Here is a 22,973-nt window from a genome sequence, read left to right on the forward strand (position 1 = left end):
AGAGGCTGTGACAGTAGTATTTTAGTTGAGGGAAGATCCGAACGATTAATCGTTCGGATTTTTTTATGGTGATGGTGAACCTAGGTTTCATATATGTAAGTACTTCTAGCAGTTGATTGGAGGGAAAGGCGAAGACTCCTGCGGGAAAAGAGGAAGGGATGAGACCCCGCATATTAATTTTATATATAAATATTTATACAATTGATTTTAATAAAAATGCATAGTAAAATAAGTTTTATTACTATTCTATTAAAGCGTTTAGTATAACTGAATTTCCTAATATTGTTTAATAAGTAACTATATTTCGGAATAAGATTAATTGATTTGTATAATTTCAAGGAGGATGTAGTATGTCAAAAGATTGGAGTCACTTATTTGAAAGAATGCCTGAATTGCTAGCACCGACGATGGCTAAAGACCATCCGAATTTGCCCGTTGTGAAGGAAGAAGGATGCTATTATTATGGATTGGATGGTAAAGAATATCTCGATTTTACTTCCGGAATCGCTACGACAAATGTAGGACACAGACATCCGAAAGTAGTAAAAGCAATCAAAGACGGAGCAGATCAATTATTGCACGGTCCTTCAGGTGTTATTATGTACGAATCGATATTAAATTTAGCCGATGAGTTAGGAAAAGTAACGCCGGGCAATTTAGACTGCTTTTTCTTTGGAAATAGTGGCACCGAAGCAATTGAAGGAGCCTTGAAATTAGCGAGACATGTCACAAAGCGTCCGTATGTTATTTCTTTTTTAGGGTGTTTTCATGGCCGCTCGATGGGAGCTTTAAGTGTTACAACCTCGAAAAGCAAATATAGACAATTTCAGCAGCCTTCGGGACTGACGTATCAGATTCCATATGCCAATCCAAAAGAGTGCCCTGCGGAGCTAGACAGCGATGTGTACTTTACTGAAAAGCTTGAAAAAGATTTTGAAATACTCTTTAAGCACCAAGTCACGCCTGAAGAAGTGGCTGCCGTTATTTTGGAACCAGTATTAGGAGAAGGCGGCTATATTATTCCTCCGAAAAGTTGGATGAAGAAGTTAAGAGAGATTTGTGATCGTCACGGAATATTACTTATTTTCGATGAAGTGCAAACAGGGTTTGGCCGTACCGGCGAATGGTTTGCTGGACAAACGTTTGATGTCGTGCCAGATATTATGGCTATAGCAAAAGGAATTGCTTCTGGAATTCCGCTTAGTGCAACGGTAGCTTCTCAAGAATTAATGAAGCAGTGGCCCCTTGGCACACATAGTACAACATTTGGAGGAAATCCTATTGGATGTTCAGCAGCCCTTGCAACTCTTGAAGTGATGAAAGAAGAACAACTGCTGGATAACACGAAAAAAATGGGCGCTTATGCGTTAGAAAAGCTGCATCTTTTAAAGGAAAAACATTCAATTATTGGGGATATCCGTGGTTTAGGACTTATGATTGGAATTGAAATTGTTAATCCGGATACGGGAGAAGGCGATGGAGACGCCTTATTCGAGATTTTGGACTTAGCTTTAGAAAAAGGCGTGTTATTTTATTTTTGCGGAAATGCAAGTGAAGTTATTCGCATGGTACCTCCGCTTACTGTAACAAAAGAACAGATAGATGACGGCATTCGCATGCTAGATGAGGCTATCACTTCTTTTGAGAAAAAGTCAGCTGTAAAAGCGTGATGAAAAAATTATATATTTGTAACCTAGTTGTCATAGTAATGGTAGCGATATCATAGTTTTAGAGGGAAAAGAATTTTCTGAAAAGTAGTTGACATCTGTTTGTGCAGCATGTAACATAATATTTATCTTATCAACAATTATCAACAAAATTCGACAAACTTCTTATCAAGAGAGGTGGAGGGATAGGCCCTTTGAAACCTCGGCAACGGACTTTATAGAACCGTGCCAACTCCCACAAGCAGTGCTTGAAAGATAAGAAGAGACCAGGCTTACTAACAATTGTGATCCCAACCTCTTCTTACAGGCACTTAGACACTGTAAGTGGAGGTTTTAATTTTATGACAAGAATATGACATTTAGATAAAAAACAGCAGGCGAAATTACCTGCTGTTTTTATATGCTGTAAAATGATAAATAACCTACCAGAATTCCTAGTAAAAGTACTCCAATCGTAATACCAACAATCCACCACATCATTTTTTTCATTATTTCTTCCTCTTTATCAATTAACTGTAGCTGTTGATCCGCCTGAAGCGCCGGAAGCTGTACCGTAAGCAGTTTGTCTTTTGATTCCGGCATTTTTAGCTGCAATTTTCCACTGCCAGTCAATTCGCCCGTAGGCTCGATTATTTTGCACCCAAGATTTTGAGCTCTTTTTTGAAATAGACACAAGGGGGTTTACATTTTTCGTGACGACGCCTCGTACACTTTTGACTGAAGTCACCGATGAGTTTTTCGTGTAATAGTCTACATACACCGTTAGTTTTGTTGTTGTAAATCCAGCCGCTTTATAAGAAGCCGTATAAGCTGCTGTTTTGAATAAAGGTGAAGCCGTTCTTGCTCCGTATGCTGCTGTACTTGCAGCTTCGACTGTGCCGCTAGTCTCTTCAATATCCATTTTTAACAGAGATGGATCCTTTAGTGATTGTACAACTTTTTGTTTTTGTTGACGCGACAGTTTTGAAAATTCATACAGTGAACTTTTATCACTCTGCGCTTTCAAGAACTGCGTGTAAGAAGCAAGCGTTAAATGTGCAGGTTTTTCACTAGCCATAACAGAGTTTGGTACGACTAATAGACATAATAACGCACTTATCAGGAAAAAAGAAAAAAACGTTCTTTTTGTAGCCATATTTATATAAATCCTTTCTAGTATTCTATCTTTATAAATAGATAAGAAGTAATTTATCGTTTTGAAGAAGGACTGTGTGCTGACATATTAACTGTCATCACGACACGAGCTTGCTGTACAGATTTCATAAAACATTCGTATAGAGAAGCGAATACTTTATCCACATCTCCTTCTAAAGCTGTTGCAAAAGGCACGGTTTCGGCAAATACTCCCTGTTGTTTAACTGCGCCAATTCCGCTTTTGATGATGTCTACATAATGCGGCGTATCTAATGGATACAAAGAAAATTGAGTGGATACAGGGAACGAAGCACAAAACTGTTGGTTTGAAGACATGTTTTCTTTTGGTTTTATTTTTCTTTCTTCGAAATATTCTTCGTGCTGCCCTGTTGAAAACGTGGCATTCAGCACAATATGCTTTCCTGATTTTCCAGCACTTTTATAAACGGCTTGAACAACTTCAAATACGTCTTTGGCAGTTCCTTCAATAAACGTACTAACACGGTCTGTTTTTCGCTGAACTTTAGACATATCCACTTCGTTTAGTGCGCCTAAAATAATATCGATAAAGTTATCACTCATAACGGAAAGCGTAAAACGGCAGCCAACATTTATTTTTTCCAAGTTAATCACCCCTAAAATATAGATTTGTAGTTTTTTAATCATACAAATCATAAAATAACTTTTCTGTTTTGTATAGAAACAGAAGATAGATTCTTTATTTTTAGGAAATATTACATAGAAGAAACGAAAATAAATTGCATAACATGAAAAATAAGGGTGTTAAGAAAAGTCACATAATAAAAAAGAATAAAAAAACAATGTTAGAACTTCTGACAAAAAGCTGGTATATAGACTGAAAACACCATATTATAAATACAAGATCACATTATTCTCCTGCGATTTCGTATAACCTCTTGAAAAAGGGACTTGGGATTTTATCATAAATCCAACCTCCTAGCTGTATAATCAGCTAGGAATTTTTTTTACCCAAACTCTCTATCGCGCATGAGGTTACCTACACTTATTCAACTCAGAGCATACACCATATATATTTAAGACCAGTGTAAGAAAGATTGCTTGAAGATGTTAGTGTTCGGCTTGAGCTAGAAATAGATAGATGTTACGAAAGAGGGGAAAGAAGGTATGACGCACACATTAATTAAAAATGCAGAGATTATTACGATGAATGAGAAGAATGATATTATTTACGGTGACCTTTATATTGTTGGAAATCGTATTGCAGCCATCGGGAAAAACCTGCATCCGGAAAAGGTAGATAAAGTCATTGACGCAGCAAATAAAACAATTGTGCCGGGCTTTATACATACTCATATTCATTTATGTCAAACGCTTTTTAGAGGGCAAGCAGATGATTTAGAGCTGCTAGACTGGCTAAAGAAGAAAATATGGCCGCTTGAAGCTTCACATGATGAAGAATCTATCTATTATTCAGCACTGTTAGGGATCGGCGAACTCATTCAAAGCGGGACTACAACAATTGTAGATATGGAAACTGTTCATCATACGGACTCTGCTTTTCAAGCTATATCTCAAAGTGGAATCCGAGCTCTTGCAGGAAAAGTAATGATGGATAAAAAAGGCGATGATCTGCCAAAAGCTCTGCAGGAGACAACGGCTGACTCGATCAAAGAAAGTGTAGAGCTGCTTGAAAAATGGCATAATTCAAATAACGGTCGTATTCGATACGCATTCTCCCCAAGATTTGTGCTGTCGTGTACGGAAGATTTGCTGCGTGAAGTGAGCCATTTATCAGCTGCCTATAATGTTCATGTCCATACTCATGCTTCTGAGAATCAAGAAGAAATTCGCATCGTAGAAGCTGAAACGGGTATGAGAAATATTATGTATTTAGACCATTTAGGATTAGCCAATGAGCGCCTTATTTTAGCGCACTGTGTGTGGCTAAATGATCAAGAAAAGCAAATTATTAAGAATCAAGGAGTAAAAGTCAGTCATTGCCCAGGATCAAACTTAAAACTTGCATCCGGAATCGCAGATGTGCCCGGTTTATTAGAGCAAGGTGTATTTTTAAGTCTTGGCGCTGATGGTGCTCCTTGTAATAATAATTTGGATATGTTCAACGAAATGAGGCTGGCGGCTACGATTCATAAACCCTCGTACGGACCAACGGCCATGAATGCAAAGCACGTGCTAGAAATGGCTACAATCGGCGGAGCGAAAGCAGTTGGGCTTGAAAAAGAAATTGGAAGTTTAGAGGTCGGGAAAAAAGCGGATCTTGCTATTTTAAATTTAAATCAGCTTCATACCTTTCCATCTTACGGCGTAGACCCTATTTCCAGAGTTGTGTATTCAGCAACGCGAGGAGATGTAGAACTAACGATGGTTGATGGAGAAATTGTGATGGAAAATCGCGTGCTGAAAACAATTGACCAAGGAATTGTATTGAAAGAAGCAAATCATTCGATTGATCGTCTTTTAAAAAGAATCCCGCTTTTAATTTCATAATCATAAGATGTAAAACAAAGAAGAGGCCGGGATAAAAGTATTTTAGTTGAAGTAAAACTCGAATTATTAATTAATAATTCGAGTTTTTTGTTGTCATGGTGAACGTGGGTTTAATCTGTTTAGTTGCTTCTAGCTGTTGATGGGAGACAAGGCGTAGAATCCTGCGGGAAAAGCGGAAGGGATGAGACTCCCGCAGGAGCGCAAGCAACGAGAAGGCTTATCGGCCGCCCGCGGAAAGCGAAGCCTTGTACGGAAATCAACAGCGGTGTCACAAGCAGTCCAGATCATTTATCCAATTTGATCGTCTTTAGATGGGATTGATTTAGTTATGTCTCAATCTCTTTTTTTGTATAAATGATTAAAAAGAGCACTCTTGCCACAGACTAAAGGGATAGAAGAAATAAATTTTCAAAATTCCAAACTAACGGAAGATAAAAATTTTTATAATGATAGCGTTTTCTACCTTTGCATATCTACAAATTAAGACTATAATAGGACAAAAGATTTTACTTTGTAACGTAAAATCCTCCTAAATCGTGTCCTTTTTAGGACATTTGAATAGGTAGGGTTTTTTATTTTTTTTAGAAGTAGGGAGGCGCGCGTGTTGGAGCGTAACGGAATATTAGAGCGCTTGTTTAAACTATCAGAGCGCAACACAACACCAAAACAAGAAATACTAGCAGGACTTACAACTTTTATGACGGTCAGTTATATGGTAATCGTCAACCCCATTATCATGTCTGACGCGGGTATCCCCCGTGAAGCGGCTCTTGCAGCTACCATTTACGCCATTGTATTTAGTACGTTACTGATGGCCCTGTGGGCAAACTTCCCGATTGTAACCGGTCCAGGGATGGGTTTAAATGCGTTTTTTACGTATTCAGTAGTATTAGGACAAGGATTGTCATGGCAAACGGCACTTGGAGCAGTTTTTATATCCGGGGTCTTATTTTTTGTTTTAACGGTAACAGGAATACGTGGAAAGATTATTGATGCCATTCCGAACGTATTAAAGTCTTCAATAGCAGTTGGAATTGGTCTTTTTGTTGCGTTTATCGGTTTGAAAAACGCTGGATTAGTTGTGGCAAACGAGTCTACTTTTGTAGGGCTTGGAAATGTCATGGATAAAGGCCCCTTACTGGCTATTTTTGGGCTGATATTAGCAGCTGTGCTGATGGCTAAAAATGTAAAAGGCGCTCTCATTATAAGTATTTTTGCTACGACAATATTAGCGATGATTGTAGGAGTACAAGCAGTTCCTCATTCGGTGAAAGACGTCTTTTCAGCTACGCCGCCAAGCGTCGGAGAAACATTCTTTCAAATGGATTTAAAAGGTGCAGTTGCCTACGGTATTTTTTCAGTTGTATTTTCTTTCACCATCGTAGAATTATTTGATACGCTAGCGACATTGATTGGACTATCTAAAAAAGCAAACTTAGTAGATAAAAACGGTAAAATTCCAGGATTAAACCGTGCGCTTGCAGCGGATTCAATCGGTACAATGGCGAGTGCTATTTTTGGAAGCACAGCGTTAAATACGTATATTGAAAATGCAACAGGTATTGCAGAAGGAGGACGTACCGGCTTAAAGGCATTAACGGTTGCCATCTTATTTATATTTACCTTGTTTTTTGCACCGCTCATTCAATTTATCCCAAGCGTTGCTACTGCTCCAGCACTCATTATTATTGGTTCGCTTATGCTAAGTGACATTCGAAATGTTAACTTCGACGATTTTACTGAGGTTGTTCCCGCTTTCTTAACAATTGTCATGATGCCGTTAACCTACAGCATTGCAGAAGGGTTAGCATTCGGCTTCATTTCATACACAGCGATTAAACTGTTTACAGGACGCCATCGCGAAATTCATTGGATGATGTATGTAATCACCATTGCCTTTTTTATCAATTTTTATATGAGTTCCCATTAGGAATGAAAAAAGACGTAGCATTAAGCTACGTCTTTTTTTGTTACTGAGTCCTTGTCAGGGAACATCGTGAAAGAATGAAGCTTTTCTTTTATTTTAGATAATTGTAAAATAATTATAAAAGGTGCGTTATAAAGGGTTGGTGGAATAAATTGAAACAAAGTAAACGCAAACGTGTAACCTTACAACAAGTGGCAGAACACGCGGGAGTATCTCGAGCTACCGCTTCGCTTATTGTGCGAAATAGTCCAAGTGTTTCTGAAAAAACAAGGAGAAAAGTTCTAGCTTCGATGAAAGAGTTAGGATACGTATATGACCGAATTGCAGCAAATTTAAGATCTCAAACTTCATCAACAATCGGAGTTATTATTACGGATATATCTAATACGTTTTTTACAGAATTGTTAATTGGAGTACATGAGGAGCTCGAGAAAGACGGGTATACGGTGTTTTTAGGTACGACGTTTGATTCGGATAATCGACAGGATCAGCTGCTTTCTACGATGCTAGAGCATCGGGTAGGAGGCATTATTTTATGTCCTGTTGCGGGTACATCGGAAGATACGATAAGAAAAATTCAGCATTTAGATGTTCCTTCAGTACTAGCAGTAAGGGAATTGCCTGAGGTGGAGTCAGATTATGTAGGGGTAGATTATAGCTTAGGCGTTCAAAAAGCGGTTCAACATCTACTTCAACAGGGACACAAAAGAATTGCATTTTTAGGAGGAACAACGGGTTCTACAACGTGGAAGGAACGAATGGAAGGTTACCGGTTGGCTCTGGAGAACGCAGGGATTTCTATTGATGAAGAGCTTGTTATTCCGAGCGGTCCGACAAGAAGCGGCGGTGTAGAAGCTGCTCATCAAGTATTGAACATTTCTGAACCTCCAACAGCAGTTTTTTGTTTTAGCGACTTAGTCGCATTTGGTGTTATGCAAGGTTTAAAAGAGAAAGGGATTGTTCCGGGAGAAGATATAGCGGTAGTGGGATTTGATAATGTCATGGAATCATCCGTATGTCACCCTACTCTAACAACCGTCTCTTCTTTTGCAAGACAAATAGGAAAAGATGCTGCACGGTGTCTTCATAACCAAATTGTTGATAAAAAAGAACATCATCATCGCATTATTTTAACGCCTCAGTTAGTTGTTCGAGAATCGTCATCAAAAAAAAGAAGCAGTTAATGAACTGCTTCTTTTCCTTGTGAATTATTTAGACGGTTCATAAATATCCCAAGCCATTTTCAGGGAATCAACAATATAATTTGCTACTTCTTCAATATCCAAATTGTCAGTTTCTACTTTGGAGTGGTGGTTGGAATAAATTGCTTGTCGCGTATAGAATAATTCTTCAATATCCTCTAGACTTCTTCCTTGTAAAACAGGGCGACTGTCAATAATAAGGCTGATGCGCTCTTTCCACGAATCCCATGAAAGGTCTAAAAAGAATACAATACAATTTGATAAGCATATTTTTTGAATTTCTTCTTGAAGAAATGCGCCTCCGCCAACGGATATAATTTTTAAACGCTGCTGAGATAACTGGCTAATTACTTCTTTTTCTTTATTTCGGAAAAACTCTTCACCAAACTCTTTAAAAATTTGTGATGTAGGCATTTGAAACATTTTTTCAATTTCTTGGTCTATATCGACAAAATCTCTGTATAATTTCTTAGCGACTAGTTCGCCGATTGTTGTTTTACCTACGCCCATAAAGCCAATAAATACAATGCTTTTTTCTCTAAGAGACATCTCGCTGTAAGTCATTTTTCAAAGCCTCTTTCTGTTTTTAACAATAAAAAACTTATTATTTTGTATTTTAGTTATTAGAATTATAATACAAATTTTACTGTTTGTAAAAACAGTGAAAGGTATATTATGTCCTAAGAAGCAAGTATCAGCTCACGTTTATAAAATTTTTGTTAGTCAACAGATGGTGATACGCTGTAACGAAAACAAATAAGTAATAGTTAAGCTCGATCACAATCATAAATCTTTGTCATATTGACAGTGCTGCTATCTTACATACTCCTACAGTGTATGTAAGAAAAAAAAAGAAGTGAATGTGAGACTACGTAAGCGAGTATAGGCAAACTGAACTCAGGATCAATGAATATTTTTAGAAAATTCTTTAATTTTCTATTGCTAGATTAAAATTTCTGTTGTAGGATTATGATAACGTTTACAAAACGAGTTATTACTTTAAATCAATAGGATTTATAGAAAACTGCATTAAATTTTAGATCGATCTAAATATAAAAATAGATCGATCTAAAAATAGCAGTCAGGTCAATTGTTAAAAGGAGAGATAACAATGAGCTTTAGACGAGCAAGGCCTTATGTAAATAAAGAATGGCTTGAAGGTAATCGATCAGCAGTAAGTATTAAAAGTCCGTATTCGCAGGAAGTAATTGGTGAGCAAATTATAGCAACGCCAGAAGATGTTGAACGAGCGCTATCAGCCGCCTATGAAGCTAAAAAAACAATTGCGAGTCTGTCTTCTTATGAAAGGGCCAAAATTTTAAAAGAAGCAGCACGGCTTTTGGAAAAGCAAAAAGAAAAGTTTGCTTCTCTCATCTCAAATGAGTTAGGAAAACCGTTGAAGAATACGTTGGATGAAGTATCTCGATCTGTAGAAACATTAGAACAATCTGCGGAAGAAGCAAAAAGGCTTATCGGTGAAACGATACCAGGAGATGCTTCCGAACGAGGGGGAAAAGCGATAGCTTCGACATTCCGTGTGCCTGTCGGGGTTGTTGCTGCTATTACTCCTTTTAATGCACCTTTGAATTTAGTATGCCACAAAATTGGACCAGCTTTTGCTGCTGGCAACAGTGTTATTTTAAAACCGGCTCCGCAAACAACCTTAGTTGCTTCAGAATTTATAGCTCTATTATTAGAAGCTGGAATGCCTGAATGCGCTATTAATATGGTTTTAGGGGGAGTAGAAACAGGACAGCAAATCGTAAAAGATGACCGTGTAAATATAATTTCTTTTACCGGTGGAACAGTGGCAAGCAGAAATATATGTGAACTGGCTGGAATGAAAAAAGTGCTTCTAGAATTAGGAGGAAATGCTTCAACGATTGTTCATGAAGATGCCGACATTAAGAAAGCTGCTGAAATGTGCGGGAGAACAGGGTTTAGCAACTCCGGTCAAAGCTGTATTTCAGTTCAGCGTATTTATGTACATGACTCAGTTGTTTCTGAATTTACAGAGCTTCTGAAGAATGAGGTAACGTCTTTAAAAGTTGGTGATCCTCTGCTGCCGCAGACGGATGTTGGATGTTTAGTAGATGAAAAAGCAGCAAACCGAGTTTTGGCTTGGATTGAAGAAGCAGTCGCTCTAGGTGCAGAGCTGATATGCGGCGGCAAAAAGACAGGGGCTTCTATAGAACCTACTGTTCTATTAAATCCTCCTAAACAAAGCAAAGTAGTGTGTCAAGAAGTGTTTGGGCCTGTGGTAAGCATTATTCCTTATCAAGATATTGAAGAGGCTATTCGGGAAACAAATGATTCATCATTCGGTTTGCAAGCAGGGCTGTTTACAAATCAAATGGATTTAGCTTACCGTGTTGCTGAATCTTTAGAAGTAGGAGGAGTTGTGATTAATGGGACCTCTAATTTTCGACTCGATCATTGGCCGTACGGCGGGATAAAAGACAGCGGCGTTGGTAGAGAAGGACCTCGATTTGCGATTGAAGATATGACAGAAACAAAAATGATTGTCCTGCAGCTATCGTAGCTGAATTTATTACCTGAAAAAATATATAGTGAATTTAAAGGAGGATATACAATGGAAAAATTAATATCACATCAATTAGTAAATTATCTTGAGAAACGAGGCATCGAGCATATTTTTGGGTTGTGTGGTCATACAAACATAGCGGTACTAACAGCCTTAGAAGAAAGCAAAATTAAATTTATCAACGTTCGACACGAACAAATTGCAGCGCATGCAGCTGATGGCTATGCACGTGTGACGAAAAAAGCAGCAGTAGTATTAAGTCACTTAGGTCCTGGCTTAACAAATGCTGCTACAGGTGTAGCCAATGCAGCGTTAGATTCAATTCCAATGGTTGTCATCGCTGGTGATGTTCCTACTCATTATTATGGAAAGCATCCGCATCAAGAGGTAAATTTACATGCTGATGCTTCGCAATATGAAATTTATCGTCCATTCGTTAAGCGTGCATGGAGAGTTGACCGTCCAGATTTATTTCCAGAAATATTAGAGAAAGCATTTTTACTAGCGGAAAGTGGAAATCCTGGCCCCGTATTAGTATCTGTACCTATGGATATCTTTTCAAAAAAGATCGATGTTTCTTTATTTGACCGATTGCATCGCCAAACGAAATCTTTGCAAAAACCTTCTATCGATGATGAAACGGCAAAGAGTATTGTACAAAAATTAATTAATGCTAAAAATCCAGTGTTATATGTAGGCGGAGGCATCCTATTAGCAGATGCAGCAAATGAATTAAAAGAGCTTGTGGACCACTTGAACATTCCGGTAGCCCACTCCTTAATGGGCAAAGGAGCACTTCCAGATGATCATGACTTGACTCTAGGGATGACTGGTTTTTGGGGCACGAAGTTTATTAATGAAAAGTGTCGGACTGCTGATTATATTTTAGCATTAGGAACACGATTTGCAGAAGCAGATTCTAGCTCCTGGGAGCCGGAATATACGTTTGATTTTTCACAAACAAAATTGCTTCATATTGATATTGATCCTAGCGAGATAGGGCGTAATTACCCTGCCGAAATCGGTGCAGTGGCTGATTTAAAACAAGCCCTTAAAGTCTTAAATCGCGTAGCTAAACAGCTTATTCCGGAAGGAGTAAAAAATGAAGCATTAGTCAAAGAGATTGCTTCTTATCGTGAAGAGTTTAAAGCTAGCAATGAAGAATATATTCACGACAATTCATTCCCAATGCAGCCGCAGCGAATTTTAAATGAAGTTCGCGAAGTCCTGCCGAAAGATGCCTATATTACTACTGATGTAGGCTGGAATAAGAATGGGGTAGGACAGCAGTTTCCAATCTATGAAGCTGGAAGTATATTAACTCCAGGAGGCTTTGCCACAATGGGATTTGGAGCGCCGGCAGCTTTAGGAGCAAAGGTAGCTCAGCCTGATAAAGTAGTTGTTTCTCTAGTAGGAGACGGGGGATTCGGCCAAAATCCAGCTGTGCTTGCTACGGCAGCCGAAGAGAATATTCCTGTGGTTTGGATCATTATGAACAACTTTGCGTTTGGTACGATCGCGGGACTGCAAAAAGCACATTTTGGAACCACTCTAGGCACGATATTTGAAAAAGATGGAGAGGTATATTCTCCTGACTTTGCAAGTATCGCTAAAGCTTATGGAGTAGAAGGCATAAAAATTCAATCAGCCGAAGAGTTTAAACCGGCACTTCAAAGAGCTGTTGCTTCTAATAAACCAGTTGTAATTGATGTAGCGATGTTAAACAATCCTGTACCAACGTCAGGACATTGGAACATCATGGATATTTACTCACCGGATAAGAAAGTACACCATGTATCTGTTTAACAAGTATGGAACAAATGCTGAAATGAAAACGGAAACATTTAACTTTGATAAAAAGGAGCTGTTCCTATGTTAGGACGAGGAGAAGGAACTCATTCTCCATCTATTTGTACGCCTTTAGTGGGCAAAGATCGCAAAGAGCTTTTAACAGAACTAGCGGAAATTCTATTAAAAAAACCGGATATAATTGAATGGCGCTTAGATTTTTACGAAGAAATTCAAGATATAAACAGCATCCTTTCTGCAGCTAAAGATATATATGAAAATGGCGAGCGCACGCCTATTTTGCTTACTGTACGTTCTCAAAAAGAAGGGGGGCAGCCTATTTCCTTATCAGAAAAGGAAGTAGTAGCGATACTTGCAGAGGTATGTAAGCATCCATATGTAGCAATTATTGATTTTGAAGTATCAAATCAGCCAGAGCATATCCGCTATTTACGTGAAGTTTCCAAGGAAAATAATAAGAAACTTGTGCTTTCTTATCATAATTTTTCTTTTACTCCTCCTAAAGCGGAAATTTTTAAAAGCTTATTTCTAGCTGAATTTTACGGAGCAGATGCAGCGAAAGCAGCTGTCATGCCTCAGAACAATCAAGATGTTTTAACTTTATTAGAAGCTACAAGAGAGGCTGAAAAAGAGCTCAGCATTCCTCTCATTACCATGTCGATGGGAGGGTTAGGAGCTATTACCCGAATCGTCGGGTGGATGTATGGCTCTTCTGTTACTTTCGCTGTAGGGAAAAGCAGCTCAGCTCCTGGGCAAGTTCCAATTGATGAATTACGAAAAATAATTCAGTTAACAAAAAAAGTTACGGATCCTGAGAACTATCATTCCCATCAAATTGTTTCGATGTAAAATAAAAAGCACAAGAGCATGCTATGCTCTTGTGCTTTTTATTTATCCTTTAAATGCATGGAAAGATACACCCGAGTATCTTTTTTGCGCTCGTACTTTGGATTAGCGCTTCGCGTATATTCTTTTGACTGATGTTCTATATGGTAGTTCTGTGCAAACTGTTTGATCGCTTCATTAATTTCTTCTTGTTTTCCCATTAATCTTACTTGCAGCATTGTAACGTCTCCTTTCATATACTTTGCTTTTTGACTATATCATGAAATGAAAAAGAAGTAATTTTATTTTTGTTGACGATCTTGTATATACAGGTTAGAATAAAAACATAAAACTTGTATATACAGGTTTGCGGTGAGATTTATATGGGGGATAGGAAATACAGGAGTAAAATGAAAACGGAAACAAGGGGGAAAAGACATGAATCGAGAATCTGTTGAACGCATTGTAGAAGCCGTTGGCGGAAAAGAAAATATCTCTGCTGCAACGCATTGTGTAACGCGTCTTCGACTTGTTTTAAAAGATGAAGGTAAAGTCAATCAACGTATGCTAGATGAGCACGAATTAGTAAAAGGATCTTTTTCTACAAACGGCCAGTTTCAAGTTGTTATTGGTCAAGGCACGGTTGATAAAGTATATAAAGAAATGGTGACGCTTACAGGAATAGGTGAACTGTCAAAAGAGGAAGTGAAAAACGAAGCGGCTAAAAACTTAAATCCTCTGCAGCGCGCAATAAAAACATTAGCTGACATTTTTATTCCCATTTTACCGGCTATCGTAACCGCGGGTTTATTAATGGGAATCAATAATGTATTAACAGGAGCCGGAATTTTTTACGATGATAAATCTATCGTAGATGTTCATACACAGTGGAAAGACTTCGCGAGCATGATTAATTTAATTGCTAATACGGCTTTTGCCTTTTTGCCGGCTCTTATAGGATGGTCAGCTGTTACGCGTTTTGGAGGAAGTCCTTTATTTGGAATTGTCCTTGGGCTCATGCTGGTCCATCCTGATTTGCTAAATGCCTGGTCTTATGGAGAAGCATTAAAAAAAGGAAGCATCGATACGTGGAATTTATTCGGTCTGCACGTTGAGAAAGTTGGCTATCAGGGGCAGGTTTTACCTGTGCTAGCTGCTTCGTTTGTGTTAGCTAAAATCGAATTGTTTTTACGAAAACGAATACCGGATGGTTTTCAGCTTTTAATTGTAGCGCCTGTAGCTCTTTTAGTAACAGGGTTTCTCGCTTTTATTGTGATTGGTCCGATTACATTTGCAATAGGAAATGTGATTACAGGTGCAGTTGTATGGCTGTTTAAAACGGCTCCATTTATTGGAGGGCTTGTATACGGAGGCTTATATGCTCCCCTTGTTATTACAGGCATGCATCATACATTTTTGGCTGTAGATTTACAGCTGATTGGAAGCGTAGGAAGTACGTTCTTATGGCCGATGGTAGCATTATCTAATATTGCACAAGGCTCTGCGGCTTTCGCGATAATGGTTCTTTCAAAAGACGATGAGAAATTAAAAGGACTGTCTTTAACGTCAGGGATTTCAGCGTGGCTTGGCATTACGGAGCCTGCAATGTTTGGCGTGAATTTACGCTTTAGATTTGCTTTTATTTCTGCAGTGATTGGTTCAGCTATTGCAGGTGTCGTCATATCCGTAGCGGGAGTGAAAGCAGCATCGGTGGGAATTGGTGGTATCCCAGCTCCGTTATCGATTGTTCCACAGAGCTGGTCAGCTTTCATTATTGGAATGGTAATCGTAATTGTGGTGCCGTTTCTTTTAACGTTAACACTTGGAAAGCTTCAGAAAAAATCAACCGTTACATCAACTGTCGCGGCTACAGAATCGTTTCAACATAATCCAAAGAATTAAATGGTGGTGTTAAAAATGCAAGAACCTTGGTGGAAAAAATCGGTTGTCTATCAAATTTATCCTAAAAGCTTTTACGATACGACTGGCAACGGCGTGGGTGATATAGCTGGTATTATTGAAAAGCTAGATTATTTGAAAAAGCTTGGTGTAGACGTTGTGTGGCTAACGCCAATTTATAAATCGCCGCAGCGGGATAATGGATATGATATAAGTGATTATTTTGTTATTCAAGAAGAATACGGAACAATGGAGGACTTCGATCGTTTAATAACAGAAGCGCATAAGCGGGATCTTAAAATCATCATGGATATTGTCGTTAATCATACGTCAACTGAACATGAATGGTTTCAAGAAGCTAAAAAATCGAAAGATAACCCGTACAGAGATTTTTATATTTGGAAAGATCAAAAAGAAGATGGAAGTGCTCCGACGAATTGGGTTTCAAAATTTGGAGGTTCGGCGTGGGAGCATGATAAGTTGACAGAACAATCCTATCTGCATTTGTTTGATGTCACGCAAGCGGATTTGAACTGGGAAAATGAGCGTGTGCGCCGCAGCGTGTACGATATGATGACGTTTTGGTTTGAAAAAGGAGTAGATGGATTTCGTCTGGACGTTATTAACTTAATTTCAAAAGATCAGCGCTTTTTAGATGATGATGGTTCTATCGCGCCAGGAGATGGACGGAAATTTTATACCGACGGTCCTCGCGTTCACGAATATATGCGAGAAATGAATCAAGAAGTTTTTTCAAAATACGATAGCATGACCGTTGGGGAAATGTCGTCGACAACGGTTGACCACTGTATTCAATATTCTCATCCGGACCGGGGCGAGCTTAGCATGACGTTTAATTTTCATCATTTGAAAGTCGATTACCCAAACGGAGAAAAGTGGGCGCTAGCAGATTTTGATTTCATTAAATTAAAAGAGATTTTATCAACTTGGCAAACGGAGATGAATAAAGGAGGGGGATGGAATGCACTATTTTGGTGCAACCATGATCAGCCTCGCGTTGTTTCCCGCTATGGAAACGATGAACTCTATCATAATAAATCTGCCAAAATGCTCGCTGCAACGATTCATCTGATGCAGGGAACACCTTATATTTATCAAGGGGAAGAAATAGGTATGACAAACCCGAAGTTTTCCTCTATTGATGAATATAGAGATGTGGAGTCATTAAATGTGCATGAGATAAAACGTGCACAAGGAATGAACGAAAATGAAATTTTGGAGATTTTAAAACATAAATCAAGAGATAATTCCCGTACACCGGTGCAATGGAGCGATGAGCCAAATGCAGGTTTTACAAAAGGAACTCCATGGATCAATCCGGCCGATAACTACCGTGAAATTAATGTAGAAAAAGCGTTAGATGATGAAGATTCAATTTTTTATTTTTATCAAAAACTTATTGCATTACGCAAGCAGTACGACATTATCACCTATGGAAACTATGAATTGATTCTTGGAGAAGACGAGCAGATTTTCGCTTATATCCGAAATGGAGCAGATGAAAAGCTGTTGGTGTTAAATAATTTCTACGGCAGCGAAACAGCCTTTGAACTGCCAGAAGATATAACTTTTGAAGGATATCATAGTGAAATATTGCTGTCTAACTACAAAGATTCATCAAAGGAATTCAAGCAAGTCTTACTTCGGCCGTATGAATCAATCGTGTATCATTTAAAAAAATAGAGAAAAAAGTAAAAAGAACGATGGGTGACAATCTATCGTTCTTTTTATACAATTGGGTATATATAGAAAGTAAAATAGGTGATGGCAATTGAAAGAAAATAAATTTATCAGTATTTACGAACAGTTAGTCGATAAAATTAAACGTGGTGACTGGCGTCCTAATACAAAACTTCCTTCTGAAAATGAGCTTGTTGAACAGTATCAAACGTCTCGTGAAACGATACGGAAAGCGTTAAATTTACTTTCACAAAATGGGTACATTCAAAAAATGAAAGGAAAAGGCTCATTTGTATTGGACGTATCACGCTTTGATTTTCCAGTATCAGGACTTGTTAGCTTCAAAGAAGTGGCGGAAAAGCTAGGGCATACATCGACTACTATTGTAAAAGAATTTGAATTAGTTAAGGCCGATCAAGATCTGTGCACACAGCTTGGGGCGACGAAAAAAGATCTTATATGGAAAGTGGTTCGAGCGCGGGAAATCGATGGAGAGAAAATTATTTTAGATAAAGATTTTTTTCATAAAAAGTATGTTCCTCACCTCACAAAAGACATATGCAAAGGCTCTATTTATGAATACTTAGAAAAAGATCTTGGGCTGAAAATAAGCTTTGCCAAAAAAGAAATTTCCGTTGACGAGCTGACGGACGAAGATAAGTGTTACTTAGATTTAAAAGACTATGAACATATTGTGGTAGTAAGAAACTATGTGTATTTAGAAGATGCAAGCCTTTTTCAATATACGGAATCACGTCATCGTCTTGATAAGTTTCGTTTTGTAGATTTTGCTCGAAGAGGTATATAATGTTTTACTGCCCATGAGTTTTTCCTTTTTGTACATGTTTACAAAAAACTGCTTTAGTATAAAAAACAAAGCAGTTTTTTTATGGGGAAAATTGAAAAAACGTGATCCTTTTGACGATAAAACTTTAAAAAGGTTGAATTTTTCTTTGGAGTTTGTTTTAGTAGAACATAAGATTATTTTATATTTGTATAATGTTATCCATACAGGATAGGGATTTATTGTTCTTTTTTTTATTAGATATATAAGAAAATGTTATTTAAAAACAACAATTCCATTAGTAATTCTAATGAATGTATCTAACTACAGCATTAAAGGGAGCTGCTCAAACAATATTAAGTAAAAAGGAGGAGACGGAATGAGTCACGATTATCGACTTTATCCTCTTGGTGACAGCGGCATTGTCGTTTCATTTGGAGACGAAATTAATTTCGGCATACACAAACGTATTCAGCAATTTACTGAGGTGCTAGAGCAATCATTATGTAAGGGAATGATTGAATATGTGCCGGCTTTTGCAACAGTTACAATCTATTATGATCCTTGGATAATGAGTGGAAAAGGAAGAAGAAATCCTTACACAGCAATATCTACATATATTGAAGAACTGCTTTTCCGCCAGGAAGAAAAATCTGAAGCGGTCGCTAGACAAATTGAAATTCCGGTGTGTTACGGAGGAAAGTACGGCCCGGACTTAGAGAGAGTAGCCGCTTTTCATTCATTAACGCCTGATGAAGTTATCTCCATTCATACAAATGGAGAATATTTGGTGTATATGATAGGCTTTGCTCCTGGTTTTCCTTACTTGGGAGGGATGAGCGAAGAAATTGCGACTCCAAGAAAAGAATCACCGAGAAACAGCATCCCAAAAGGGTCAGTTGGCATCGCAGGAATGCAAACCGGCGTGTACCCAATTGAGACACCTGGAGGATGGCAGTTAATCGGGCGTACTCCTCTTACACTATTTAACCCAGAAAAAGATTCGCCAAGCTTGCTTCAAGCAGGTGATCGCATCCGATTTGTTTCCATTTCTGAAACGGAATATGAAGCCCAAAAGGAGGTGGATGAAGATGAGTATTAAAGTGATACGTCCCGGTTTATTAACAACGATTCAAGATATCGGCAGACATGGATATCAAAAGGACGGCATGATTGTCAGCGGGGCAATGGACAAAGTTGCTTTAAGGATTGCCAACTTATTAGTAGGAAATCAAGAAAACCAGCCGGTTATTGAAATTACGTTAATGGGACCAAAAATTGAATTTCAGCAAGATGCTTTGATTGCCCTGACAGGAGGGGATTTATCGCCAACTGTTAATGATGAAGCCGTAAAGATGTGGCGGCCTTTATATGTGAAAAAAGGGAGCGTGCTACAGTTTGGTGTTCCGGCTTTAGGGTGCCGTTCTTATTTATCGGTTTCCGGTGCTTTTAATGTTCCTGCAGTTATGGGAAGTACATCTACTTCACTTCGCGCTCGGATAGGCGGGCTGCACGGTAAAGCATTACAGTCAGGTGACGAAGTATTAAGCCACCCTCCTACAGAAACAGGGGAAGCAATTATAAAGAAACTGGTGAAAAAGCAAACGGACCGCTCTTTTCAGCAGGCTTTTTGGACGATTCATCCTAAACTTCTTCCTTCATACGAGACGTCTATTATCCGCACGATGAAAGGTGCGGAATTTGATTGGTTTACAAAAGAAAGTCAACAACATTTCTTTAATCAAGAATTTGACGTTACCCCTCAATCTGACCGCATGGGCTATAGGCTAAAAGGGAAGAAATTAGTCCTTGGTCAAGAAAAAGAGCTGCTCTCTAGCGCTGTGACGTTCGGTACGATTCAAGTACCAAAAGAAGGGCAGCCCATTGTTTTATTAGCAGATCATCAAACGACAGGAGGATATCCTAGAATCGGACAGGTAGCAACTGCAGATTTTTCAGCGCTGGCGCAAATTTCCCCAGGGAAAAAGGTTTCTTTTCAAGCAATTTCACTGGATGAAGCGCAGCATTTATATATGGAGCAGGAAAAGAAAATAAATCATATTAAAAGAGCACTTCGAATGAAAATATAAGGGGGAAGAAGATGGCTACCGTTGATTTGAACTGTGACTTAGGAGAGAGCTTTGGGAACTATAGATTAGGAAATGATAAAGAAATTTTACGCTATGTAACGTCAGCAAACATTGCTTGTGGCTTTCATGCCGGAGATCCTTCGGTTATGAGAGAAACAGTAAAGCTGGCTTTGAGTGAAAATGTGGCGATTGGCGTGCACCCCGGATTGCAAGATTTAGCTGGATTTGGACGTAGATATATGAAAATTACGCCTCGAGAAGCTTATGATTTAATGGTGTATCAAATGGGGGCTCTTTCAGCTTTTATACGTGCAGAAGGAGGGACCCTTCATCATGTGAAACCTCATGGCGCTTTATATAATATGGCTGCAGGGGATCGAGACATAGCTAAAGCTATTGCTGAAGCCGTTTATAATGTTAGTGAGGAAGCTATTCTATATGGTTTGGCTGGAAGTGAATCGATTAAAGCCGGAAACGAAATAGGCTTGCGTACGTCTCAGGAAGTATTTGCAGATCGAACCTATCAACAGAACGGCATGCTGACGCCGAGAAACGTTGAAAACGCTGTGATTCAAGATGAAGAAGCGGCTATTTCTCAAGTAATTAAAATGGTCAAAGAAAAGAAAGTATTCACTGTGCAAAATGAAGAGATTCCCATTCAAGCAGATACCGTTTGTATTCATGGAGACGGTGCACATGCTGTTGAATTTGCCAAAGCTATTTGTGACAAGCTAAAAGAAGAACAAATCATTATTCAACCACAATGAGGTGACATCATGAAAAAAGAACGCAACTGGAGCGTGCTGCTTGGAGCAGCATTTTTAATGGCTACTTCAGCAGTGGGTCCAGGTTTTTTAACTCAAACAACGGTCTTTACACAAGCTCTCGCCGCAAGTTTTGGTTTTGTCATTTTACTGTCGATTTTATTAGACATTGGCGTTCAGCTAAACGTATGGCGTATTATTGCCGTTTCAGAAAAAAGAGCACAGGATATCGCTAACAGTGTTTTGCCAGGTCTCGGCTTATTTATTGCTATTTTAATTGTAATCGGAGGCTTAGCATTTAATATTGGAAACGTAGGAGGAGCGGGTCTTGGCTTCAATGCGCTATTTGGTATTTCTCCTAAAGCGGGTGCAGTCATTACAGCCATCATTTCTATCGCAATCTTTTTAGTCAAAGAAGCCGGAAAATTAATGGATCGTTTTGCTCAATTAATGGGCGGAATATTAATTGTTTTAATGGTTTATGTTGCAGTTTCTTCCGCTCCGCCATTAGGAGAAGCAGTCTCTAAAACATTTTGGCCGGATCACATTGACGTAATGGCGATTGTTACTCTTGTAGGAGGAACAGTAGGAGGATATATTACATTTGCAGGAGGTCACCGTTTATTAGATGCAGGAATTAAAGGAAAAGCCGCGATTCCTGAAGTAACAAGAGGAGCAGTATCAGGTATTACGATTGCTTCGATCATTCGAATTTTTCTATTTTTAGCGACATTAGGTGTGTTGAGTCAAGGGTTAAAACTGAATCCTGATAATCCACCTGCCTCTGTTTTTCAGTTAGCCGCAGGGGATATTGGCTATAAATTATTCGGTGTCGTCATGGCAGCGGCGGCTATCACTTCAGTTATTGGTTCGGCATATACATCGGTTTCCTTTATTAAATCCTTCAGCAAAAGGATTGAGAAATATGAAAACTGGATTATCATTGCATTTATTACGATTTCAACCCTGGTTTTCTTAACGATTGGTCAGCCGGTCACTCTGCTTATTTTAGCTGGAGCATTAAATGGGTTAATCTTACCTATTACACTCGGAACAATGCTTATAGCGGCGTATAAAAAGAAGATAGTAGGCGATTACAAGCATCCGACTTGGCTTACCGTTTTTGGCGGTTTTGTGGTCGTTATTATGGCTGTGCTAGGAGTCTATACGCTTGTGACTCAAATGGCAAAACTGTGGTAAGGAATTCTATAACCAATTAAAAAAGGGCCTTCGGGCCCTTTTTTAATTGGTTATAGGCAATACATATAAAATGATTGCTAAAAAGTGGAGTACGGTTCCGCCAAGAACAAACATATGCCAAATCATATGATGAAAACGAAATCCTCGCCATACGTAAAAAACGGCCCCGATTGTATACAACACGCCTCCAACTACGAGAAGGACAATTCCTTGATGGGCAATGTTTTGAGTTAACGAATCCCAAGCAAACACAATCATCCATCCCATAAATACGTAAAGAATGGTGGAAATAAAAAGGAATTTCTTTACAAAAAAAGCTTTGAATACAATTCCTGCAAGAGCGATGCCCCATACAATTCCAAACAGTGTCCAGCCGGTGGTTCCTTTTACTGCGATAAATAAAAATGGAGTGTACGTACCGGCAATAAACAAATAAATAGAAGAGTGGTCAAATATCTCAAAAAGATCTTTTACCTTACCTTCCGGAAAGCTATGGACAAGCGTAGAGGAGACATAGAGAAGCAGCATAGTTACTCCGTAAATAGTAAAACTGATAACATGCCAAGGCGTTCCTTCTAACGAAGAAAGTACGATTAAAAGCGTTAATCCAACAATGCTGAGTACGGCTCCAACGCCGTGTGTAATCGCATTTGCAATTTCTTCTCCTCTTGTAAATGTGTGTGTAGTAGCCATTTACAAAATCCTTTCTTTACACAAATTTATCTTCTATGTTCTCAGAGGATCAGTTTTGAACATACCTGCTGAGAAAAAATCCGTAACTGTCAAAAACATGAGTGAAAAGGTCATTGGTTATTTCTTTATTATAGACCATTCTTTTGATTTTATCTATTTTGACTGGAGGTCCGAAAAGAGGAAAGATGTATATGTGAATGTTCAATAGCTGTAAAAAGCATGTATAGAAGAAAAAATTGCTTT

General features: G+C 38.6%; 19 protein-coding genes and 1 riboswitch. Of the genes, 14 read left to right on the forward strand and 5 right to left on the reverse strand.

Annotated elements, in window-relative coordinates; all coding sequences use genetic code 11:
- Positions 1-350 precede the first annotated feature (350 nt).
- On the forward strand, positions 351-1,670 hold the full coding sequence (locus JNUCC25_RS04850; protein WP_029324887.1) for an aspartate aminotransferase family protein: 1,320 nt from the start codon (positions 351-353) through the stop codon (positions 1,668-1,670).
- A 159-nt stretch (positions 1,671-1,829) separates the two neighbouring features.
- Positions 1,830-1,929, forward strand: a riboswitch (SAM riboswitch).
- A gap of 243 nt (positions 1,930-2,172) precedes the next feature.
- Here JNUCC25_RS04850 and JNUCC25_RS04855 read toward each other — a convergent pair.
- Both JNUCC25_RS04855 and JNUCC25_RS04860 read right to left on the reverse strand, forming a co-directional pair.
- Complete coding sequence (locus tag JNUCC25_RS04855) at positions 2,173-2,802, reverse strand: hypothetical protein (protein WP_029324888.1); 630 nt, start codon at positions 2,800-2,802, stop codon at positions 2,173-2,175.
- A 53-nt stretch (positions 2,803-2,855) separates the two neighbouring features.
- On the reverse strand, positions 2,856-3,425 hold the full coding sequence (locus JNUCC25_RS04860; protein WP_064471349.1) for a YkoF family thiamine/hydroxymethylpyrimidine-binding protein: 570 nt from the start codon (positions 3,423-3,425) through the stop codon (positions 2,856-2,858).
- A gap of 522 nt (positions 3,426-3,947) precedes the next feature.
- On the opposite strand from JNUCC25_RS04860, the gene JNUCC25_RS04865 reads away from it, so the two are divergent.
- The 3 genes from JNUCC25_RS04865 (at position 3,948) to JNUCC25_RS04875 (ending at position 8,402) form a co-directional block, all read left to right on the forward strand.
- The gene (locus JNUCC25_RS04865; RefSeq protein ID WP_029324890.1) at positions 3,948-5,291 is read left to right on the forward strand and encodes a 5'-deoxyadenosine deaminase; all 1,344 of its coding nucleotides are present in this window, start codon (positions 3,948-3,950) and stop codon (positions 5,289-5,291) included.
- Between the two features lie 604 nt (positions 5,292-5,895).
- The gene (locus tag JNUCC25_RS04870) at positions 5,896-7,221 is read left to right on the forward strand and encodes an NCS2 family permease (RefSeq protein WP_013055656.1); all 1,326 of its coding nucleotides are present in this window, start codon (positions 5,896-5,898) and stop codon (positions 7,219-7,221) included.
- Between the two features lie 149 nt (positions 7,222-7,370).
- Positions 7,371-8,402, forward strand: coding sequence for a LacI family DNA-binding transcriptional regulator (locus JNUCC25_RS04875; protein ID WP_064471350.1), 1,032 nt, complete (start codon positions 7,371-7,373; stop codon positions 8,400-8,402).
- A 24-nt stretch (positions 8,403-8,426) separates the two neighbouring features.
- On the opposite strand, the gene JNUCC25_RS04880 is transcribed toward JNUCC25_RS04875, so the two are convergent.
- A complete protein-coding gene (locus JNUCC25_RS04880; protein ID WP_013055659.1) occupies positions 8,427-8,984 on the reverse strand; it encodes a shikimate kinase in 558 nt (185 codons plus the stop codon).
- Positions 8,985-9,531: 547 nt separating this feature from the next.
- Between JNUCC25_RS04880 and JNUCC25_RS04885 the strand changes: the two genes are divergently transcribed.
- From JNUCC25_RS04885 to aroD, 3 genes are all read left to right on the forward strand, one after another.
- Positions 9,532-10,962 carry an aldehyde dehydrogenase family protein gene (locus tag JNUCC25_RS04885; RefSeq protein WP_029324893.1) on the forward strand — a complete coding sequence of 477 codons (1,431 nt, stop codon included), beginning with the start codon at positions 9,532-9,534 and terminating at the stop codon, positions 10,960-10,962.
- Positions 10,963-11,013: 51 nt separating this feature from the next.
- Positions 11,014-12,771, forward strand: coding sequence for a thiamine pyrophosphate-binding protein (locus JNUCC25_RS04890; RefSeq protein WP_454222857.1), 1,758 nt, complete (start codon positions 11,014-11,016; stop codon positions 12,769-12,771).
- Between the two features lie 66 nt (positions 12,772-12,837).
- A complete protein-coding gene (gene aroD, locus JNUCC25_RS04895; RefSeq protein ID WP_454222859.1) occupies positions 12,838-13,623 on the forward strand; it encodes a type I 3-dehydroquinate dehydratase in 786 nt (261 codons plus the stop codon).
- A 38-nt stretch (positions 13,624-13,661) separates the two neighbouring features.
- On the opposite strand, the gene JNUCC25_RS04900 is transcribed toward aroD, so the two are convergent.
- Positions 13,662-13,838 carry a YvzF family protein gene (locus JNUCC25_RS04900; protein WP_013055663.1) on the reverse strand — a complete coding sequence of 59 codons (177 nt, stop codon included), beginning with the start codon at positions 13,836-13,838 and terminating at the stop codon, positions 13,662-13,664.
- 199 nt (positions 13,839-14,037) lie between these two features.
- Between JNUCC25_RS04900 and treP the strand changes: the two genes are divergently transcribed.
- The 7 genes from treP (at position 14,038) to JNUCC25_RS04935 (ending at position 22,037) form a co-directional block, all read left to right on the forward strand.
- Positions 14,038-15,501 carry a PTS system trehalose-specific EIIBC component gene (gene treP / locus JNUCC25_RS04905; RefSeq protein ID WP_053486886.1) on the forward strand — a complete coding sequence of 488 codons (1,464 nt, stop codon included), beginning with the start codon at positions 14,038-14,040 and terminating at the stop codon, positions 15,499-15,501.
- A 15-nt stretch (positions 15,502-15,516) separates the two neighbouring features.
- Complete coding sequence (treC, locus tag JNUCC25_RS04910; RefSeq protein ID WP_064471353.1) at positions 15,517-17,202, forward strand: alpha,alpha-phosphotrehalase; 1,686 nt, start codon at positions 15,517-15,519, stop codon at positions 17,200-17,202.
- Between the two features lie 88 nt (positions 17,203-17,290).
- Positions 17,291-18,007: a trehalose operon repressor gene (treR, locus tag JNUCC25_RS04915; RefSeq protein WP_013055666.1), complete on the forward strand. Its 717-nt coding sequence runs from the start codon at positions 17,291-17,293 to the stop codon at positions 18,005-18,007.
- A gap of 355 nt (positions 18,008-18,362) precedes the next feature.
- On the forward strand, positions 18,363-19,085 hold the full coding sequence (pxpB, locus tag JNUCC25_RS04920; RefSeq protein WP_029324900.1) for a 5-oxoprolinase subunit PxpB: 723 nt from the start codon (positions 18,363-18,365) through the stop codon (positions 19,083-19,085).
- Entirely contained in the window at positions 19,075-20,073 is a 999-nt protein-coding gene (locus tag JNUCC25_RS04925) for a 5-oxoprolinase subunit C family protein (protein WP_078081512.1), read from the forward strand. Before pxpB ends, JNUCC25_RS04925 begins: the two co-directional genes overlap by 11 nt.
- A gap of 11 nt (positions 20,074-20,084) precedes the next feature.
- Complete coding sequence (locus JNUCC25_RS04930; RefSeq protein WP_064471354.1) at positions 20,085-20,840, forward strand: LamB/YcsF family protein; 756 nt, start codon at positions 20,085-20,087, stop codon at positions 20,838-20,840.
- A 9-nt stretch (positions 20,841-20,849) separates the two neighbouring features.
- Complete coding sequence (locus JNUCC25_RS04935) at positions 20,850-22,037, forward strand: NRAMP family divalent metal transporter (RefSeq protein ID WP_013055670.1); 1,188 nt, start codon at positions 20,850-20,852, stop codon at positions 22,035-22,037.
- 42 nt (positions 22,038-22,079) lie between these two features.
- Here JNUCC25_RS04935 and trhA read toward each other — a convergent pair whose 3' ends face one another.
- On the reverse strand, positions 22,080-22,730 hold the full coding sequence (gene trhA, locus JNUCC25_RS04940; protein ID WP_013055671.1) for a PAQR family membrane homeostasis protein TrhA: 651 nt from the start codon (positions 22,728-22,730) through the stop codon (positions 22,080-22,082).
- Positions 22,731-22,973: the final 243 nt, after the last annotated feature.

The sequence above is a fragment of the Priestia sp. JNUCC 25 genome, from assembly GCF_053667915.1.

Coding starts and splice junctions, on each gene's coding strand:
- JNUCC25_RS04850 (WP_029324887.1), top strand. CDS start 351: ATGTCAAAAGATTGGAGTCACTTATTTGAAAGAATGCCTGAATTGCTA.
- JNUCC25_RS04855 (WP_029324888.1), bottom strand. CDS start 2,802: ATGGCTACAAAAAGAACGTTTTTTTCTTTTTTCCTGATAAGTGCGTTA.
- JNUCC25_RS04865 (WP_029324890.1), top strand. CDS start 3,948: ATGACGCACACATTAATTAAAAATGCAGAGATTATTACGATGAATGAG.
- JNUCC25_RS04880 (WP_013055659.1), bottom strand. CDS start 8,984: ATGACTTACAGCGAGATGTCTCTTAGAGAAAAAAGCATTGTATTTATT.
- JNUCC25_RS04885 (WP_029324893.1), top strand. CDS start 9,532: ATGAGCTTTAGACGAGCAAGGCCTTATGTAAATAAAGAATGGCTTGAA.
- JNUCC25_RS04890 (WP_454222857.1), top strand. CDS start 11,014: ATGGAAAAATTAATATCACATCAATTAGTAAATTATCTTGAGAAACGA.
- aroD (WP_454222859.1), top strand. CDS start 12,838: ATGTTAGGACGAGGAGAAGGAACTCATTCTCCATCTATTTGTACGCCT.
- JNUCC25_RS04900 (WP_013055663.1), bottom strand. CDS start 13,838: ATGCTGCAAGTAAGATTAATGGGAAAACAAGAAGAAATTAATGAAGCG.
- treP (WP_053486886.1), top strand. CDS start 14,038: ATGAATCGAGAATCTGTTGAACGCATTGTAGAAGCCGTTGGCGGAAAA.
- treC (WP_064471353.1), top strand. CDS start 15,517: ATGCAAGAACCTTGGTGGAAAAAATCGGTTGTCTATCAAATTTATCCT.
- pxpB (WP_029324900.1), top strand. CDS start 18,363: ATGAGTCACGATTATCGACTTTATCCTCTTGGTGACAGCGGCATTGTC.
- JNUCC25_RS04925 (WP_078081512.1), top strand. CDS start 19,075: ATGAGTATTAAAGTGATACGTCCCGGTTTATTAACAACGATTCAAGAT.
- JNUCC25_RS04930 (WP_064471354.1), top strand. CDS start 20,085: ATGGCTACCGTTGATTTGAACTGTGACTTAGGAGAGAGCTTTGGGAAC.
- JNUCC25_RS04935 (WP_013055670.1), top strand. CDS start 20,850: ATGAAAAAAGAACGCAACTGGAGCGTGCTGCTTGGAGCAGCATTTTTA.
- trhA (WP_013055671.1), bottom strand. CDS start 22,730: ATGGCTACTACACACACATTTACAAGAGGAGAAGAAATTGCAAATGCG.